Origin of the sequence: Nocardiopsis endophytica (assembly GCF_027706725.1) — a bacterium.
In the GTDB taxonomy this organism is placed as follows: domain Bacteria; phylum Actinomycetota; class Actinomycetes; order Streptosporangiales; family Streptosporangiaceae; genus Nocardiopsis_A; species Nocardiopsis_A endophytica.
In genome coordinates this window covers 1-16,407 of sequence record NZ_JAQFWQ010000140.1, presented here as the reverse complement: position 1 = coordinate 16,407, position 16,407 = coordinate 1, and the positions used below count along the sequence as shown (strand labels likewise).

Annotated in this window: 11 protein-coding genes; 2 read left to right on the top strand and 9 right to left on the bottom strand. The window is 75.4% G+C overall.

Translation table 11 applies throughout. From position 1 onward, the window contains the following. Positions 1 to 270 precede the first annotated feature (270 nt). From O4J56_RS29125 to O4J56_RS29090, 8 genes are all read right to left on the bottom strand, one after another. Positions 271 to 1,626 carry a dihydrolipoyl dehydrogenase family protein gene (locus O4J56_RS29125; RefSeq protein WP_270690247.1) on the bottom strand — a complete coding sequence of 452 codons (1,356 nt, stop codon included), beginning with the start codon at positions 1,624 to 1,626 and terminating at the stop codon, positions 271 to 273. 193 nt (positions 1,627 to 1,819) lie between these two features. Continuing rightward, complete coding sequence (gene ispG / locus O4J56_RS29120) at positions 1,820 to 2,962, bottom strand: flavodoxin-dependent (E)-4-hydroxy-3-methylbut-2-enyl-diphosphate synthase (protein WP_408639189.1); 1,143 nt, start codon at positions 2,960 to 2,962, stop codon at positions 1,820 to 1,822. Further along, positions 2,959 to 4,860 carry a 1-deoxy-D-xylulose-5-phosphate synthase gene (locus O4J56_RS29115; protein WP_270690246.1) on the bottom strand — a complete coding sequence of 634 codons (1,902 nt, stop codon included), beginning with the start codon at positions 4,858 to 4,860 and terminating at the stop codon, positions 2,959 to 2,961. The genes ispG and O4J56_RS29115 overlap by 4 nt, the downstream gene beginning before the upstream one ends. Further along, positions 4,857 to 5,777, bottom strand: coding sequence for a 4-hydroxy-3-methylbut-2-enyl diphosphate reductase (ispH, locus tag O4J56_RS29110; protein WP_456299801.1), 921 nt, complete (start codon positions 5,775 to 5,777; stop codon positions 4,857 to 4,859). The genes O4J56_RS29115 and ispH overlap by 4 nt, the downstream gene beginning before the upstream one ends. A 402-nt stretch (positions 5,778 to 6,179) precedes the next feature. Next, positions 6,180 to 7,271 carry a family 2 encapsulin nanocompartment cargo protein polyprenyl transferase gene (locus O4J56_RS29105; RefSeq protein WP_270690242.1) on the bottom strand — a complete coding sequence of 364 codons (1,092 nt, stop codon included), beginning with the start codon at positions 7,269 to 7,271 and terminating at the stop codon, positions 6,180 to 6,182. Positions 7,272 to 7,360: 89 nt separating this feature from the next. Next, positions 7,361 to 8,797: a family 2B encapsulin nanocompartment shell protein gene (locus O4J56_RS29100; RefSeq protein ID WP_270690241.1), complete on the bottom strand. Its 1,437-nt coding sequence runs from the start codon at positions 8,795 to 8,797 to the stop codon at positions 7,361 to 7,363. Further along, positions 8,794 to 11,064, bottom strand: coding sequence for a terpene synthase family protein (locus O4J56_RS29095; RefSeq protein ID WP_270690239.1), 2,271 nt, complete (start codon positions 11,062 to 11,064; stop codon positions 8,794 to 8,796). The genes O4J56_RS29100 and O4J56_RS29095 overlap by 4 nt, the downstream gene beginning before the upstream one ends. Before the next feature lie 4 nt (positions 11,065 to 11,068). Then, positions 11,069 to 12,496: a family 2B encapsulin nanocompartment shell protein gene (locus O4J56_RS29090; RefSeq protein ID WP_270690238.1), complete on the bottom strand. Its 1,428-nt coding sequence runs from the start codon at positions 12,494 to 12,496 to the stop codon at positions 11,069 to 11,071. 556 nt (positions 12,497 to 13,052) lie between these two features. Here O4J56_RS29090 and O4J56_RS29085 point away from each other — a divergent pair. Further along, entirely contained in the window at positions 13,053 to 14,255 is a 1,203-nt protein-coding gene (locus O4J56_RS29085; RefSeq protein WP_270690237.1) for a sensor histidine kinase, read from the top strand. Further along, the gene (locus O4J56_RS29080; RefSeq protein WP_270690236.1) at positions 14,252 to 14,944 is read left to right on the top strand and encodes a response regulator transcription factor; all 693 of its coding nucleotides are present in this window, start codon (positions 14,252 to 14,254) and stop codon (positions 14,942 to 14,944) included. Before O4J56_RS29085 ends, O4J56_RS29080 begins: the two co-directional genes overlap by 4 nt. Before the next feature lie 24 nt (positions 14,945 to 14,968). Here the strand turns inward: O4J56_RS29080 and O4J56_RS29075 are convergent, their stop codons facing one another. Next, positions 14,969 to 16,312: an FAD-dependent oxidoreductase gene (locus tag O4J56_RS29075; protein ID WP_270690234.1), complete on the bottom strand. Its 1,344-nt coding sequence runs from the start codon at positions 16,310 to 16,312 to the stop codon at positions 14,969 to 14,971. Positions 16,313 to 16,407: the final 95 nt, after the last annotated feature.

Sequence of the window (16,407 nt, the reverse complement as noted above, 5' to 3'; positions counted from 1 at the left end):
CGGACGGCAGGCATGGCCGGGGAACCACCAGGGTTCCGCCGTCGCCGCCCTTTACGGTGGCCACGCACACGCGCCGTGCCCGACAGCGCTACCGCGAGGGCCGCTGACCTTCGTCGTCGCCGCCCTTGCGACCTTGTGCTCCGGTGGCCCGCCGCCCGGCCGGGGGCCGGGAGTGGGGTACCTGCTGGGCCGCCTGCCGACCTGGACCGCGAGGGGCCTACCGCCCGGCCGGGGCCCTTGATCGGGGAACGGCTCAGCCGTCGCTGGTCGTCATACCTCTAGCTTCTCCACGGCGTTCACGTAGGCCTCGTTGAAGGTGGGGAACTGGGGGATCCCGTCGGCCAGGACGGCCAACGGGATCTCCGCGCGTACCGCCAGGGCCGCTGTGTGGATCCACTCGCCCGCCATCGGGGCCACCGCCCATGCCCCGATCAGCACCCTTCGCTCGGTGTCGGCCAGCACGCCCAACCGGCCCCGCGGGTCGGTCGAGTAGGTCCACGGGCGTGCCAGTTCCGTCGGCAGGTCCACCTCCGCCGAAGCGGTCGTGATCCCCCGCTCGGCCGCCTGCCGCCTGGTCAGTCCCACCGCCGCCGTCTCCGGGTCGGTGAACAGCACCCGGGGCACCGCCGTGTAGTCGGCCGTCCGGTCCCGCCCCAGGAGGTTGTCGGCGACCACGCGCCCCTGGTACTTGGCGACGTGCGTCAGCGCCGCCACCCCCGTGACGTCGCCGACCGCCCACAGGCCCTCCGCGGCCCGGCAGCGGTCGTCCACCTCCAGCCCTCTGCGGCCGACGCCGACCCCCTGCTCCTCCAGGCCCAGGTCCGCCGTGTTCGGGGTGCGGCCGGTGGCCGCGAGCACCACCTCGGCCTCCACGCCGGAGCCGTCGTCCAGCTCCAACGCGCTGAGCCCGCGGTCGCCGCGGAAGGCCTTGACCACCTTGGTCCCCGTGCGCACCCGTGCCCCGTCGCGGTCCAGGGCCGCGGCGACCTCCTCGCCGACCTCGGGCTCCTCCCGGCCCAGCAGGTGCTCTCCGCGTTCCAGCAGCTCGACGCCGGCCCCCATGCGCGCGAGGAACTGCCCCATCTCCACGGCCACGGCGCCCCCGCCGATCACGGCCACGGACTCCGGGATGCGCTCCAGCGCGGTCACCTCCCGGTTGGTCCACGTCTCCACCGCGGCCAGGCCGGGGAGCGGCGGCAGCGCGGGCGACGACCCCGTCGCCACCACGACGTCGGGCGCGACCAGGGTGCGCCCCGCCGCCTCCACCCGCCACGGGTCGCGGCCGGTCACACGGGCGGCCCTCTTGACCACCGTGACGCCCTGCTCCTCGTAGCCCGCCACCTGGCGGGAGTCGTCGAAGTGCCGCACCATGGTGTCGCGGTAGTTCCGGATGCCCGGCCAGTCCAGCCCCGGATCCGCGATCCCGGCAGCCCCCGCCGCCTCGGACCGCACCTCGGGCGGGCGCAGCAGCGTCTTGGACGGGATGCACGCGTAGTACCCGCACTCGCCGCCGATCAGCTCCCGCTCCACGACCGCGACCCGCCGGCCCGCGGCCGCCAGGCGGGACGCGACCGTCTCCCCGCCCGGCCCCATCCCGATGACGACGGTGTCGAACCGTTCCTCCACGGCGCCTCCTCCGGTCCGGGCGCCCGCCGCGCCCTGGTCCACTCTCCGGTCCCCTGGCTACCCCGGAAGGGGGGACGGTGCGACATGCCGCGCCGGTGAGCGGAACAAGGCCGTGGCGGGCGCCCCTCGGCACCCGCCACGGCCCCTGGCCTCTGGGCCCCGGGCGGCCTCCTCCTCCGACCGGGGCGCGGGGTCACTCGTCCTCGGGCACCTCCGCGATCTCCATCGCCTTCTCGATCAGGGCCTCCACGATCCTCGACTCCGGCACGGTCGCCACCACCTCGCCCTTGACGAAGATCTGCCCCTTGCCGTTGCCGCAGGACACGCCGATGTCGGCCTCCCGCGCCTCGCCGGGCCCGTTCACCACGCACCCCATCACCGCCACCCGCAGCGCCGCCGGGAACCCCTCGAACGCGGCGGCCACCTCCTGGGCCAGCGTGTGCACGTCCACCTGCGCCCGCCCGCACGACGGACACGAGACGATCTCCAGGCCCCGTTCCCGGAGGGCGAACGCCTCCAGGATCTGGATGCCGACCTTGACCTCCTCCACCGGCGGCGCCGACAGCGACACCCGGATCGTGTCGCCGATCCCCCGGCTGAGCAGCGCCCCGAACGCCGCCGCCGACTTCACGGTACCCTGCGGCGGCGGCCCGGCCTCGGTCACCCCCAGGTGCAGCGGGTAGTCGCAGCGCTCCGACAGCAGCGCGTAGGCGGGCACCATCACCGCCGGGTCGTGGTGCTTCACCGAGATCTTGATGTCGCCGAACCCGTGCTCCTCGAACAGCGAGCACTCCCACAGCGCCGACTCCACCAGCGCCTCCGGCGTCGCGCCGCCGTGCTTGGCCAGCAGCCGCTTGTCCAGCGACCCGGCGTTGACCCCGATGCGGATGGGCACCTGCGCGTCGGCTGCGGCCCGCGCGATCTCGCCCACCTTGTCGTCGAACCTCTTGATGTTGCCCGGGTTCACCCGCACCGCCGCGCACCCGGCCTCGATCGCGGCGAAGACGTACTTGGGCTGGAAGTGGATGTCGGCGACCACCGGGATCTGCGACCGCGCGGCGATCACCGGCAGCGCCTCGGCGTCGTCGGCGCTGGGCACCGCCACCCGCACGATCTGGCAGCCGGCCGCGGTGAGCTCCGCGATCTGCTGCAGCGTGGCGTCGACATCGGCGGTGACGGTGGTCGTCATGGACTGCACCGACACCGGCGCGCCACCGCCCACCGGCACCCCGCCCACGTCGAGGCGGCGGGTGGGGCGGCGGTCGGGCGCGCGCGGCCCCGTCCACGGTTCGGGGTCGGAGGGCATCCGCGGGAAGCCCAGTTCGGTCGCGGTCATCGCGTGCTCCTCTCCCGGCGGACCCCCGAGTGCCCCGGGTGCCCGGGGGCCCCGGGCCGGGACCCGCCGTGTGGAAGGTGGTCGAGGACGGCGGCGGCGATCCCCGCCGGGTCGAGGCCGTGCTCGTCGAGGATCCCCGCGCGCGGCCCGTGCGGCAGGAACCGCGGCGGCAGCGCCAGGGTCACCGTGCGGGTGGGCGACCCGCGCCGGGCCAGCTCCTGGCCGAGCCGGGCGCCCAGCGAGTTGGCGGCGGTGGCGTCCTCGGCGGTCAGCACCAGGGGGTGCGCGGCGGCCAGCTCCACCAGGGCGTTGTCCAGCGGAGCGATCCACCGCGGGTCGGCGGCGCTGGTGCGCACCCCGCGCGCGGCCAGCATCCGGGACGCCTCCAGGCAGGCCCCCGCCATCGGCCCCACCCCCAGCAGCAGCACGTCGGCGGCGGGGTCCTCGCGCAGCAGGTCGCAGTGGCCGATGCGGGCCTGCGCGGGCACGTCCGGCCCGGCCGAGGCCTTGGGGTAGCGCAGCGCGGTCGGGCCGCCGTCCTCGGCGACCGCCTCGCGCAGCAGCTCCCGCAGCGCCGCGCAGTCCCGCGGCGCGGCCAGCCGCAGCCCCGGCACCACCGGGAGCAGCGCCGCGTCCCACATGCCGTGGTGGCTGGGCCCGTCCGGGCCGGTCACGCCCGCCCGGTCCAGCACCAGCACCACCGGCAGCCGGTGCAGGGCCGCGTCCATCAGCACCTGGTCGAAGGCGCGGCCGAGGAAGGTGGAGTAGACCGCCACCACCGGCCGGGCCCCGCCCAGCGCCAGCCCGGCCGCCGACGTCACCGCGTGCTGCTCGGCGATGCCCACGTCGAAGACCCGGCCGGGGAAGCGGCGCGCGAACGCCTCCAGCCCGGTCGGCCCGGGCATGGCCGCGGTCACGCACACCACGTCGGGGCGCTCGGCGCCGATCGCCGCGATCTCCTCGCCGAACACCGACGTCCAGGACGGCCCCGACGGGGACCGCGCGCGGCCGGTGCGCGGGTCGACCACGCCCACGGTGTGCAGGTGGTCGGCCCGGTCCCGCTCGGCGGGCGGGTACCCGCGCCCCTTGCCGGTGACGCAGTGCACCACCGCTGGCCGCCCCAGGGCGGCGGCCTCGCGCAGCGCCTCCTCCACCGCCCGGGTGTCGTGCCCGTCGACCGGCCCGAGGTAGGCGAGGCCCAGGGCGGTGAACACGCCGCCGTGTCCGGTGCCGGTGTCCGAGGTGGCGGTGTCCGAGGTGGCAGGGGGGTCCGCGCCGCGCAGCCGGGCCAGGTGCGCGGCCAGCCCCCCGGCGGTGGGGGAGTAGGACCGCCCGTTGTCGTTGAGCACCACCACGACCGGCCGGTCGGGGGCGGCGCCCAGGTTGTTCAGCGCCTCCAGGCTCATCCCGCCGGTGAGCGCCCCGTCGCCGACCAGCGCCACCACCCGGCGGCGCCGTTCGCCGCGCAGCGCCAGCGCCTTGGCCAGCCCGTCGGCGTAGGACAGCGCGGTCGAGGCGTGCGAGTTCTCGATGACGTCGGTCCCCGACTCGGCGCGGCTGGGGTAGCCGGACAGCCCGCCCTCCGAGCGCAGCCCGTCGAACCCCTCCCGGCGCCCGGTGAGCAGCTTGTGCACATAGGACTGGTGGCCGGTGTCGAAGAGCAGCACATCCCCGCCCTCGCGGACGTCGAACACCCGGTGCAGGGCCAGCGTCAGCTCCACCACCCCGAGGTTGGGCCCCAGGTGGCCGCCGGTCCGGCAGACCCGGTCGATGAGGAAGGCCCGGATCTGCGCGGCCAGGTCCGGCAGCAGCCCGTCGGGCAGGGCGCGCAGGTCGGCGGGGGAGTCGACGCGGTCCAGCAGCGGCGTCCGCGGGGAGGTCCCGTTCGCCCGCGTCATCGGCGCCTCACCGGGGTGGGCAGGGTGAAGTGCACGGTCTCGCGCGCCGTCTCGTACTCGGTGACCGTGAGCGGCCCCAGGCCGCGCAGCGCCGCGACCACCGCGTCCACCAGGGCGGGCGGCGCGGAGGCCCCGGCCGTCAGCCCCACCGAGCGGGCGCCGGCCAGCCACTCGGGGCGGATGTCGCCGGGGCCGTCGATCAGGTGCGCCGGGGTCCCGTTCCGCTCGGCCAGCTCCACCAGCCGCACCGAGTTGGAGGAGTTGTCCGACCCGACGACCAGCACCGCGTCGGACTCGGCGGCGATGGCGGCCAGGGCGTCCTGCCGGTTGGTGGTGGCGTAGCAGATGTCGTCGGAGGCGGGCCCACGCAGCTCGGGGAAGCGGGCGCGCAGCACGTCCACGATCTCGGCGGTCTCGTCCACGGCGAGCGTGGTCTGGGTGAGGTAGGAGACCCGGCCGGGGTCGGGCACCTCCAGCCGGGCCGCCTCCTCCGGGGTCTGCACCAGGACGGTGCGGGAGGGCGCCTCGCCCAGGGTGCCCTCCACCTCCTCGTGGCCGCCGTGCCCGATGAGCACCACCGTGTCCCCGCGGGACGCGAACCGGCGCGCCTCGTTGTGCACCTTGGTGACCAGGGGGCAGGTGGCGTCGATGACGTCGAGCCCGCGGCGCCCGGCCTCCTCGCGGACGGCGGGCGACACCCCGTGCGCCGAGAAGACGACCGTCTCCCCCTCCGGGACGGCGTCCAGCTCGTCGACGAAGACCGCGCCGCGCTCCCGCAGGTCGGCGACGACGCGCGTGTTGTGCACGATCTGCTTGCGCACATAGACGGGGGAGCCGCGCTGCTCCAGCGCGCGCTCGACGATCTCGATGGCCCGCTCCACCCCCGCGCAGAACGAGCGCGGCGCGGCCAGGAGCACCTGGCGGGGGACCCCGGCCACCTCCCGCCAGGCGGAGAACACCGCACGGGCGGCCTCCTCGGTCCGCGCGGCCCCGCCGCCGGACGCGTCCTCGACCTCGATCCCGAGGCCGGCGGAGGCCCCGCCGCCGTCCAGCACGGCGGCGAGGACGGCGCCCGCCCCCGCGGCGCCGGGGCCGGGCAGGGTGACCGGACCGCGCCGGACCGGGACCCCGGCGCGGGTGAGGGAGCCGTCGAGCAGGTCGGCGGCGGGACAGGGGACGGGAGGCCCGTCGTCGGGGACGAGGACGTCGGCGACCAGCGCCGCCGTCGCACCTCCGGGAACGGTCATGGAATCCTCCTGGGGTCGTCGTGTCGGGGTCGACGGAGCGCGGCGCCGCCGGGGGACCGGCCCCGGGGGGTGCTAGCCGTCGCGGTGGGCGGCCAGGCGGGCCAGCGACGCCAGCTCCTCGCGGTGGCGGCCGTGGGGCACCGCCGTGCGCAGGGCCTCCAACGCGTTCTCCAGCAGGGCGTCGGCCCTATCGACCGCCCACGACCGGCCGCCCGCCTCCTCCACCAGGCCCGCCGCGCGCTCGGCCTCGGCGTCGGAGAGCCGCTCGTGCCCGGCCATCAGCGCGTGCAGCTCGTCCCCGGCCGCGGTCCCCGACGCCACCGCCGCCACCACCGGCAGCGTCTTCTTCCGGCTGCGCAGGTCGGAGTGGACCGGCTTGCCGGTCACCTCCGGGTCGCCCCAGATCCCCAGCAGGTCGTCGGCGATCTGGAAGGACAGCCCCAGGTCCGCGCCGAAGTCGCGCATGGCCCCGACCCGGGCCGGGCCCGCGCCCGCCCACAGGGCGCCCAGCGCGGTGCAGCAGGCCATCAGCGCCCCGGTCTTGCCGCGGGCCATGGCCAGGCACTCGACCAGGTCCACGTCCCCGCGCCGCTCGAAGGAGAGGTCGGCCGACTGGCCGCCGATCAGGTCCTGCACGGAGGAGGCGAGCACCCGCCCGGCCTCGGCGGCGCGGTGCGCCCCCACCTGGGACCCGCCCCGGGACACCTCCTCGAACGCCAGGGTGAGCAGCGCGTCCCCGGCCAGCACCGCCGGGCCCGCGCCGAACACCGTCCAGGCGGTGGGCCGGTGGCGGCGGGTGGTGTCGCCGTCCATCACGTCGTCGTGCAGAAGGGAGAAGTTGTGCACCAGCTCCACGGCGGCCGCGGCCGGCAGCGCCCGGCGGGGGTCGCCGCCGACGGCCTCGGCCGCCAGCAGCACCAGCGCCGGCCGCAGCGCCTTGCCCCCGCCCTCGGCCACCGGCGCTCCGTCGCCGTCGCACCAGCCGAAGTGGTAGCCGGCGATGCGGCGCATCGCCGGGGGCAGGCCCTCCACGGCCTCGCGCAGCGCCGGGACGACCAGGTCGCGGGAGTCGGACAGGACACCGGCGGCGCTGCGCGGCGGTGGGCCCCCGGCGGCGGGCGGGGCGGGTGAGGTCGGCTCGGTCGCGGATTCTGTGGGGGACATGGGACCTCCCAATCGGGTCGGTGCGGTCGGGACACGGGGCGGGGCCGGACCGGGGCCGCAGGAGTCCGGACGGCCCCGGCCCGGCCGTCTCACCTGCCCAGCTCGACGTTCTCCAGCACGCCCAGGGCGTCGGGGACCAGCACCGCCACCGAGTGGTACGCGGTCACCAGGAACCGCCGGATCGCCTGGTCGCCGATGTCCATGGCGCGCACCGACACGCCGGGCACGTGCTCATCGGGCAGCCCGGTGCGGTGCAGTCCGATCACCCCCTCGTCCTGCTCTCCGGTGCGCATCACCAGGACCGATGTGGTCCCGGCGCGGCTGACCGGGATCTTGTCGCTGGGCAGCAGCGGCACCCCGCGCCACGTCATCACCGCCTGCCCCTCCACCCGAGCGGTCCCCGGCATCACTCCGCGCCGGGAGCACTCGCGCCCGAACGCGGCGATCGCCTTGGGGTGCGCCAGGAAGAACTGCGACTTGCGGCGCCTGCTGAGCAGCTCGTCCAGGTCGTCCGGGCCGGGCGGCCCGGAGCGGGTGGACACCCGCTGGCGCGGGTCGGCGTTGTGCAGCAGCCCGAAGCCCCGGTCGTTGAGCAGGTCGAACTCGCGCCGCTCCATCAGCGAGTCCACCGTCACGCGCAGCTGCTCGCCCTGCTGGTCCATGGGCTGGCTGTACAGCTCGGCCACCCTGGTGTGCACCCGCAGCACGGTCTGGGCGATGCCCAGCTCGTACTCGCGCGGCGAGGGGTCGTAGTCGACGAACGTCCCGGGGATGGCCGGCTCCCCGGTGTGCCCGGCCGCCATGGCGACGGCCGCCTCGCCGAGTTTGTTGGTCGCCGGGCGGGGCCCGTTCCGGGCCCGGTGCACCAGGGCGTCGAGCGCCGGGACGCGGTCGCGCAGCGCGGCGAAGTCGCCCGCCGCCAGCGCCAGCACCGTGCAGCCGGTGGCGGCGGTCAGCGTCTCCGCCCACGGCTCGGCACCGGCCTCCGGCGGGTCGAGCGCCGAGCCCCCGGCGACCTCGCCGGACGACATCAGCCCGACGTGGGCCGGGTCGCCGAACTCGCCGGTGCGGGTGCGCCGCACCTTGCCGTGCGCGATGAGCAGCACACGGTCGGCGGGGGCCCCGGCCTCGGCGATGGTCTCGCCGGGCCGGTAGCGCACCTGGGTGAAGGCGTCGGCGACCGCGGTCAGCGCCTCCATCCCGTCCGCGCTGCCCTCGTCGGCCCCCCTGAGCAGGGCCAGTTCGCGCAGCCCCGCGGGCAGGGGCCGGTGCTCGGTCCCGACGCGGACGATCGGGACGCGGCCGTCGCCGAGGGAGTGGGTGAGGCGGCGGTTCACCCGGTAGGCGCCGCCGGGGACGTCGGTCCAGGGCAGCATCCGGGAGAGCCAGCGGGGCGTGGTCTCCTGGGTGGCCGGGGGCGTCTTGGTGGTCGTGGCGAGTTTGCGTGCGGCCCCGGTGGCCAGGCTCTGCGGAGGCGGGGGGACCCCGTCCGCCGCCGCGCCGGGACCGTCGTGCGTCTGGGTCATGGTGCGCACCGTTCATCGAGTCGCGGTCGGGTGAGGGTGTGATCGGGACCGGGGACGGGTCGGGGGACGCGGGCGGCGGCGGTCCCCGGGCCGCGGGGGCCGCCGAGGAGGCGGCGGAGCACGGGGCCGGTCGCCCCCGGGGAGCCGGGGGCCCGGTAGCGCCCCGTCGAGGCGGACCACGCGTGGTCCCCGGCGAGCCACAGGCGCAGAGCGTTCATGTACCGCTCTACCCGCGCCGTCGCCTCGCGTCCCAGCCCCATCTCCGCGCACAGCGCCGGGACGTCCTCGCGGGCGGCCCGCTCGAACTCCTCCAGCCGGGCGTCGGCCGCCGCCGAGAGGATCCGCGCGGCCTCCTGGGCGGAGGTCCCGAAGAACCGCTGGGCGACCAGGACGCCGTTGTTGACGTCGGCCTCCTCCTCCATCTCCTTGCGGTAGGACAGGATGTCGTTGCGCAGCGGCCCCACGTCGGCCCAGGACTCGTTCAGCGACCGCACCGCGTCGTCGGCCAGGAAGTCCTCGGGCAGCGGCCCGCCGGGGCCGTCCCCGTCCGCCAGCCGGGCCAGCTCCAGCGAGAACAGGGTTCCGCCGGTGCGCCTGCGCATCTCGATGTAGTCGATCGGGTCGGGCACCCGGTGCTGGGCGTCGTTGGCCAGCTCCCACAGCCACGACCCGGTGAAGTCGGCGAGCACCCGCGGGAAGGACCCCCGGGCCGTCGGTGTCAGCAGCGGCGCGGTGCGCCGCCACAGGTCGGCCAGGCCGCGCTGGGCCGGGTCGGCCGGGGCGGGCGCCGCGGCGGGGTCCTCCGGCAGGAAGGCCTCCAGCCCTTCCAGGTAGGCGCGCGCGCCCGCGCGGTCCCGGGTGAGCTTGAACTCCTGGACGAACAGGTCGTCGAGGTAGAACGCCCACACGTGCCAGTCGGCGACCAGGTCCAGCTCCTCCGCGCCGGCCTCGGGGTGGGTGAGGGCGGCGAACAGCCCGTAGTCGGCGGCGTCGAAGGCCGCCTCGTCCCACACCGGCGGGGCCAGCATGCCCATGGCCCCGGCCCACGCCTTGGCGTGCGCCCGCACCCGGTCCAGGTGGGGGCTGGTGCGCGCCGGGTAGGGCATCGCGAAGTCCGGCGGGTCGACCGGCTCGGCCGGGGTGCGCTGCACCGGGCCGTGCGCGGCCGCGAACGCCCTGGAGCCCAGGGCGACGGTGGCCGCCGCCCGCACCGCCGCGGTGCCCGTCCCCTTGGACACCGGGAGCCCGTCGGTGGCGGCCACCGACGCGGCGCCGGGGTAGCGCCCCGACTCCAGGTGCCAGGCGTCCGTGCCGGAGAACCACTCCTGCAGCCCCTTGACGTAGCGCAGCACGCGGTCCTTCTCCGCGTCGTCGAGGGCGTGCTCGGCGAAGAGCGGGGGCAGCTCGGTGACGGCGGTGTTCTCGATCAGGCGCATCCGCGACCCGACCACGTCCCGCATCACCTCGGCGGCCCGCTGCGGCCCGCACTCCAGGAAGGTGTCCATCACCAGGACGCCGTTGTCGAGCTCGCCCTCCTCCTCGACCTCGCGCTGGTAGGAGTACACGTCGTTGTGCATCCCGGCGGAGTCGGCGAAGGCGTCGGTGATCACCCGCAGCGGCCGGGTGCGGGCCACCCGGGCCGGCAGCTCGGCGTGGAGCAGGGCCTCCACCAGCCCGGCGGTCCACTCCGCGCCGCCGGCGCGGCGCCGCATCTGCAGGTAGTCGATCGGATTGGCGACCTCGTTCTTGGCGATGGAGACCAGTTCCCGCAGCGACTCGTCGGTGAGGTTGCGGGTGAAGCCGAGGAACCGCTCGCGCCAGGCGCGCGACATCCCCGGGGCGGTGCGCAGCCACAGGTCGGCCAGGGACCGCTCGACGGGGGCGCCCGCCTCGGGCACCCCGTCCCCGGGGTCGAGCGGCATGTACGCCCGCAGGCCCATCAGGTAGGCCTTGGCGGCCTCCTTGTCCCGGGTGCGCTTGAACATCTCCAGGAAGTGGTCGTCGAAGTAGAACACCCACACGTACCAGTCGGCGGCCAGCTTCATCAGCCGCTCGTCGCAGTCGGGGTGGGTGTAGGCGGCCAGGAGCGGGAAGTCGTGGGCCTCGTACTTGTCCCGGGTCCACACGGGCGCGCCGTCCGGTCCGGTGTCGTCGAAGATCCCCATCTCCTCGGTCCAGGCTCTGGAGTGCTCCCGCGCGGCCTCCACATGGGGGTTCAGCCGCGCGGGGTACAGCGCGTAGAACGGCGGGATCCGGTAGGGGTGCACGGTGCTACCCGGCCTCCCGGCCGAGCTCGACGTGCTCCAGGATCCCCAGGGCGTCGGGCACCATGACCGCCGCCGAGTAGTAGGTGCTCACCAGGTAGGAGATGATCGCCTTCTCGTCGATGCCCATGAACCGCACCGACAGGCCGGGCTCGTACTCGTCCGGCAGCCCGGTCTGGTTCAGCCCGATCACGCCCTGGGCCTGCTCGCCGGTGCGCATGAGCATGATCGAGGAGGTTCGGGTGGAGCTGATCGGGATCTTGTTGCAGGGGAAGATCGGCACCCCGCGCCAGGCCGGGATCTGGTGGCCGCCGTGGTCGACGGTCTGCGGGTACAGGCCGCGCTCGGAGCACTCCCGGCCGAAGGCGGCGATCGCCTTGGGGTGGGCCAGGAAGAACGCCGGCTCCTTCCACACCAGGCTGAGCAGGTCGTCCATGTCGTCGGGGGTGGGCGGCCCGGTGCGGGTGGGGATGCGCTGCTCCAGGGCGGCGTTGTGCAGCAGCCCGAACTCGCGGTTGTTGACCATCTCGGCCTCCTGGCGCTCGCGCAGGGCCTCGATGGTCAGCCGGAGCTGCTCGCCGACCTGGCTCATCGGCTCGTTGTAGAGGTCGGCGACGCGGGTGTGCACCCGCAGCACCGTCTGGGCCACGCTCAGCTCGTACTCGCGCGGCTCCATCTCGTAGTCGACGAAGGTCCCGGGCAGGTCGGGCTCGCCGACGTGGCCCGAGGACATGTCGATGGCCGCCTCGCCGTGCTCGTTGGCGGGGGTGCCCAGGCCCGACAGGAACGCCTCCACGTGCGCGCGCAGGTCCTCGGAGCGGTCGGCGACCTCCTGGAAGGCCGCCCGGTCCAGGGAGAGCACGGTGGTGGGGGTGACCGCCTTGACGGTGATCTCCCACCGGTCGGCCTCGCCGACCAGCGACAGGTCGCCGAAGTGGTCGCCGTCGACCAGGGTCTCCAGCACCACCGGGTCGCCGAACTCGCCGGTGCCGATCTCGTTGGCCTTGCCGTGCGCCACCAGGTGGACCCGGTCGGCCGCCTCGCCGGCGGTCACGATGGGCTGTCCGGGCTCGTACTCGGCCTGTTCGAAGCGGCCGGCCAGTTCGGCCAGCAGGGCGTCGTCGTCGAAGCCGCGCAGCAGCGGCAGCTCGCGCAGTTCCTGGGGGATCACCGAGATCTCCGCCCCGCGGGTGGTGAAGGTGACCCGGCCGTCGCCGATCGTCGCGGTGAGTCGGCGGTTCACCCGGTAGGCGCCGCCCGCGCAGCGCACCCAGGGCAGCAGGCGCAGCAGCCAGCGGGAGGAGATCTCCTGCATCTGCGGCTGGGACTTGGTGGTCGTGGCCAGGTTGCGCGCCGCGGCCGTCCCGAGGCTGAGCTGGGGCCGGGGAGCGCCGCCGTCCTGGGCTTCGGTACCGGATTCGAGCTGCTCGGTCACGGAGCACCGCCATTTCTGCAGTCGTGTGAACACTTAGCGTGCGGCGCCGAGCCCGCGCGGACGCCTCCATCGGGGGGAGGGGGGCCGCGCGGGGATCGCGCCGTCACAAGGGGGTCGAAAGGCCCGCTCGGTCGCCCGACGTCCTACCCCCGCCTTTCTCGGGACATGCCGGTGCCTATTCGCTTCAGGCGGGGAAATCCGCGCCCTGGAGCACGCACGGTGCGATTCGGTCCCGGCGGGTGAGTGGGGGGCGAGTAGGGTGTCCATGGTCCGTCCTGCGAGGAGTCCGGACGTTCACGGTTGCGGACATGCTCCATCGTTTTCCGTAAAGACGGGGAGAGTGCGGGATTTCGTCCTTGCGGACCCGTTATGTATTCGGCGCGCATCCCCGAGGCGAGGGCATCCTCATCCGCTTTGCCTGAGTGAATTCTTTTGGGTCGTTGATCGGTTATCGGTGATCTCGGGCGGCGAGGACGGATTGTGCGTTCGGTGCTGCGGCGAGGGGAATGTCCGACGGTAGGGTCGGTGCCGGGATCGGCCGGAGGGGTGGTGCGCGATGGCGCGGTCGGTGCGGCGGTGGGCGCTGGACGCCCTCGCCTTCGCCTTCGTCCTGGCCTGGGCGCCGGCCATGGCGCTGGTACACGAGGTGGACGGCGCACCGCGGGACGTGCCCGAGCCGCTGCTGGCCGCCGACACGGCCGCCTGGGCGGCCGCCGCGGCCGCGGTGTGGGTGCGGCGCCGGTGGCCGGTGGGCACCGCCCTGTTCCTGGTCGCCCTGAGCACCTTCTCCGAGCTCTCCGGAGGGGCGATGCTGGTCGCCCTGTACGGAGTGGCCCTGCGCCGCCCCACCCGCACCGCGGTCGCGGTCGGCGCGGCGGCGGTGGCCGCGGCCGTCGTCTTCGGTCTTGTCCGGCCCGAGCCCGGCCTGCCCTTCGGCTTCAACCTGGTCTTCGCCGCGGCCGCCGGCGGTGTGCTGTCGTTCGCGGTGCTGGGGTGGGGGATGTACGCCCGCGCCCGCCGCAGCCTGGTGGAGTCGCTGCGCGAGCGCGCCGTCCGCGCCGAGGGCGAGGCGCGGGCCCAGGCCGAGCGGGTCCGGCTGGCCGAACGGGAGGCGGAGCTGGTCGCCGACCGGGCGCGGCTGTCCGAGCGCGAGCGCATCACCCGCGAGATGCACGACGTGCTGGGGCACCGGCTGTCCCTGCTGAGCGTGCACGCCGGGGCGCTGGAGTACCGCCGCGACGCCCCGCCCGAGGAGGTCGCCGGTGCCGCCGGGGTGATCCGGGACAGCGCGCACAGGGCGCTGGAGGACCTGCGCGAGGTGATCGGGATGCTCCGGGCCGAGGAGGCGGGGGAGCGCCCGCAGCCCGGGCTGGACGGGATCGCCTCCCTGGTCGGGGAGTCGCGGGACGCGGGGATGGACGTCGGGCTGGACGAGGACGTCACCGCCCCGGGGCAGGCACCGGGCGCGGTGGGGCGCAGCGCCTACCGCGTCGTACAGGAGTGCCTGACCAACGCGCGCAAGCACGCCCCGGGCGCGCGGGTCGGGGTCCGCGTGGCCGGGGGGCCGGGCGACGGGCTCGAAGTGGAGGTGGTCTCCGGGCCGTCCCGTCCCGGCGGCGGCGCCTCCTCCGGGTCCGGGGCGGGGGCGGGCCTGGTCGGCCTGTCCGAGCGGGTGGCGCTGGCCGGGGGCACCCTGGAGCACGGCCCCCGTGCCGACGGCGGGTTCGCGGTGCGGGCGTGGCTACCCTGGGCGGCATGACGAGCGCCCCACAGGACGGTCCGGACCCCGACGGCGGGCGCACCCGCGTCCTGCTGGCCGACGACGATCCCCTGGTCCGCTCGGGGCTGGCGCTGATGCTCGGCGGCGCCCCCGACATCGAGGTGGCCGGGGAGGCGGGGGACGGCGACGCCGCGTGCGCGCTGGCGCGGCGGCTCCGCCCGGACGTCGTCCTGATGGACATCCGGATGCCCGGAACCGACGGCCTGGAGGCCACCGAGGCGCTGCGCGCCGCGCCGGACGCCCCGGAGGTGATCATCCTGACCACCTTCGACACCGATGAGCACGTGCTGCGCGCCCTGCGCGCGGGCGCGGCGGGGTTCCTGCTCAAGGACACCCGCCCGGAGGAGATCGTCGGGGCGCTGCGCCGCCTGCGGGCGGGCGAGCCGGTCCTGTCCCCGTCGGTGGCCCGGCGCCTGATCGCGCACGTGGCCAGCGGCGGGGACGAGGCGCTGCGCCGCCGCAACCGGGCGCGCGAGCGGCTGGCGCTGCTCAGCGACCGCGAACGCGAGGTGGCGGCGGCCATCGGCCGCGGCGCGTCCAACGCCGAGATCGCCGGGGGATTGTACATGAGCCTTCCCACGGTGAAGACCCACGTTTCGCGGATCCTCACCAAGCTCGATCTGAACAATCGGGTACAGATCGCCCTGCTCGCCAACGACGCGGAATAACGGCCCCGCCCCCGCCGCCGCTCCTCAGGTGGTGGGCCCCCCGGCCAGCGCGTCGGCCGCGCGGTACCCGGACAGCAGCGCGGCCTCGGTGGTCGGGGAGTTGAAGTAGTCGCCGCAGAAGACCACCGGCCCGCGCTGCTCGCGGATCACCCGGGCGGAGGCGCGGTAGCGGCCCGGGGCGGGGATGGGGAAGCCGTAGGGGCGCTCGGCGGCCTGGAACGGCCGCGGGTCCTCGGGGAAGTCCGGCCACAGCGTCTTCAGCAGGGGGGTGACCTCGGCGAACTGCCGCTCGGAGCCCTGCCCCAGCAGGCGGCGCGTGTTGGCCCGGCCCGGGTAGCAGAACACCAGCAGCTTCTCCGAGCGGCCGCCGTCCTCGCCGATCAGCGTGCGCTCGTAGGTGATCATGTTCCGCAGCGGCGGGTCGTCGGCCCCTCCGGCGACGATGTGCGCGCTCTTGGGCAGCGCGCCCGGATCGACCAGGTAGGACATGGACAGGGCGGGTTCGTACTCCTGGGTCTCCAGGAAGGCCCGGGCGGCGGCCGGAACCACGGCCTCGTCCAGCCCCCCGGTGATCCGCGCCGCGATCGGGGCCGGCGTCGCCACCACGGCGGAGTCGAACTCCTCGGCCCCCTCGTTCCCGTCGCCGCCGCGGAACCCGACGGAGATCCCGCCGCCGGCCTCCCGCAGGCCGGTCACCTCGTGGCCCAGGCGGACCTTGGCGCCCTCGGCGTTGCGCTCGGAGAGGACCTCCATCCCGTTGCGCAGCACGAAGAAGTCCGAGCCGCCCAGCCAGGCCAGCAGCGCCCGGGCGTGCACGGCCGAGACGCCCTCGCTGGCGAAGTTCCAGAACCCCTCGATCTGCGGGCGCAGGAGGTAGTCGAACCCGGCGGCGGAGGTGATCCGCGCCCCGTACTCGGCCGCGGTGGCGCCGTCGTCCAGGTGCTCGGTCTTGAGCGGGTCGAAGAGGTCCAGCTCCTCGCGCCGCCGGACCTCGCGCAGGGTGGCGAACAGGAACGCCACCCGGTCGCGGAACGACGCGTGCGGGTACCTGAGCAGGTCGAGCGGCGAGTCGGAGGAGAGCCCGACCACGCGCCCCCGCTTGGAGATGTGCACGTTGCTGGAGATCTTGACCAGGTCCCCTTCGAGCCCGTACTCGCGGATCAGCGCGCTCATCCGCGGGTAGAAGCTCACGTACATCAGGTTGATGCCCACGTCCGGCTCGATCTCGGGGCGGTGCCAGGACCGGGCGCGCCCTCCGAGCCCGTCGGCGGCCTCGAAGACGACCACCTCGTGTCCGGCCGCGACGAGCCTCTTCGCGGCAGCGGTGCCTGCCATCCCGCCGCCGATGACCGCGGTTCTGCGCGACATGTTCCTTCACCTCTGTCATTGGGCCGAACAGGGCGGTGGAGCGGTGCCGGGGGCGGGTCCGCGCCCCGGCGCCGCGAGCGGAATCAGTCTGCGGG

Excerpts from the sequence above, each read along its gene's own strand:
- O4J56_RS29115 (WP_270690246.1), bottom strand. The coding sequence starts at position 4,860 with ATGACGCGGGCGAACGGGACCTCCCCGCGGACGCCGCTGCTGGACCGC.
- ispG (WP_408639189.1), bottom strand. The coding sequence starts at position 2,962 with ATGACCGCGACCGAACTGGGCTTCCCGCGGATGCCCTCCGACCCCGAA.
- O4J56_RS29105 (WP_270690242.1), bottom strand. The coding sequence starts at position 7,271 with ATGTCCCCCACAGAATCCGCGACCGAGCCGACCTCACCCGCCCCGCCC.
- O4J56_RS29085 (WP_270690237.1), top strand. The coding sequence starts at position 13,053 with ATGGCGCGGTCGGTGCGGCGGTGGGCGCTGGACGCCCTCGCCTTCGCC.
- O4J56_RS29080 (WP_270690236.1), top strand. The coding sequence starts at position 14,252 with ATGACGAGCGCCCCACAGGACGGTCCGGACCCCGACGGCGGGCGCACC.
- O4J56_RS29075 (WP_270690234.1), bottom strand. The coding sequence starts at position 16,312 with ATGTCGCGCAGAACCGCGGTCATCGGCGGCGGGATGGCAGGCACCGCT.
- O4J56_RS29100 (WP_270690241.1), bottom strand. The coding sequence starts at position 8,797 with ATGACCCAGACGCACGACGGTCCCGGCGCGGCGGCGGACGGGGTCCCC.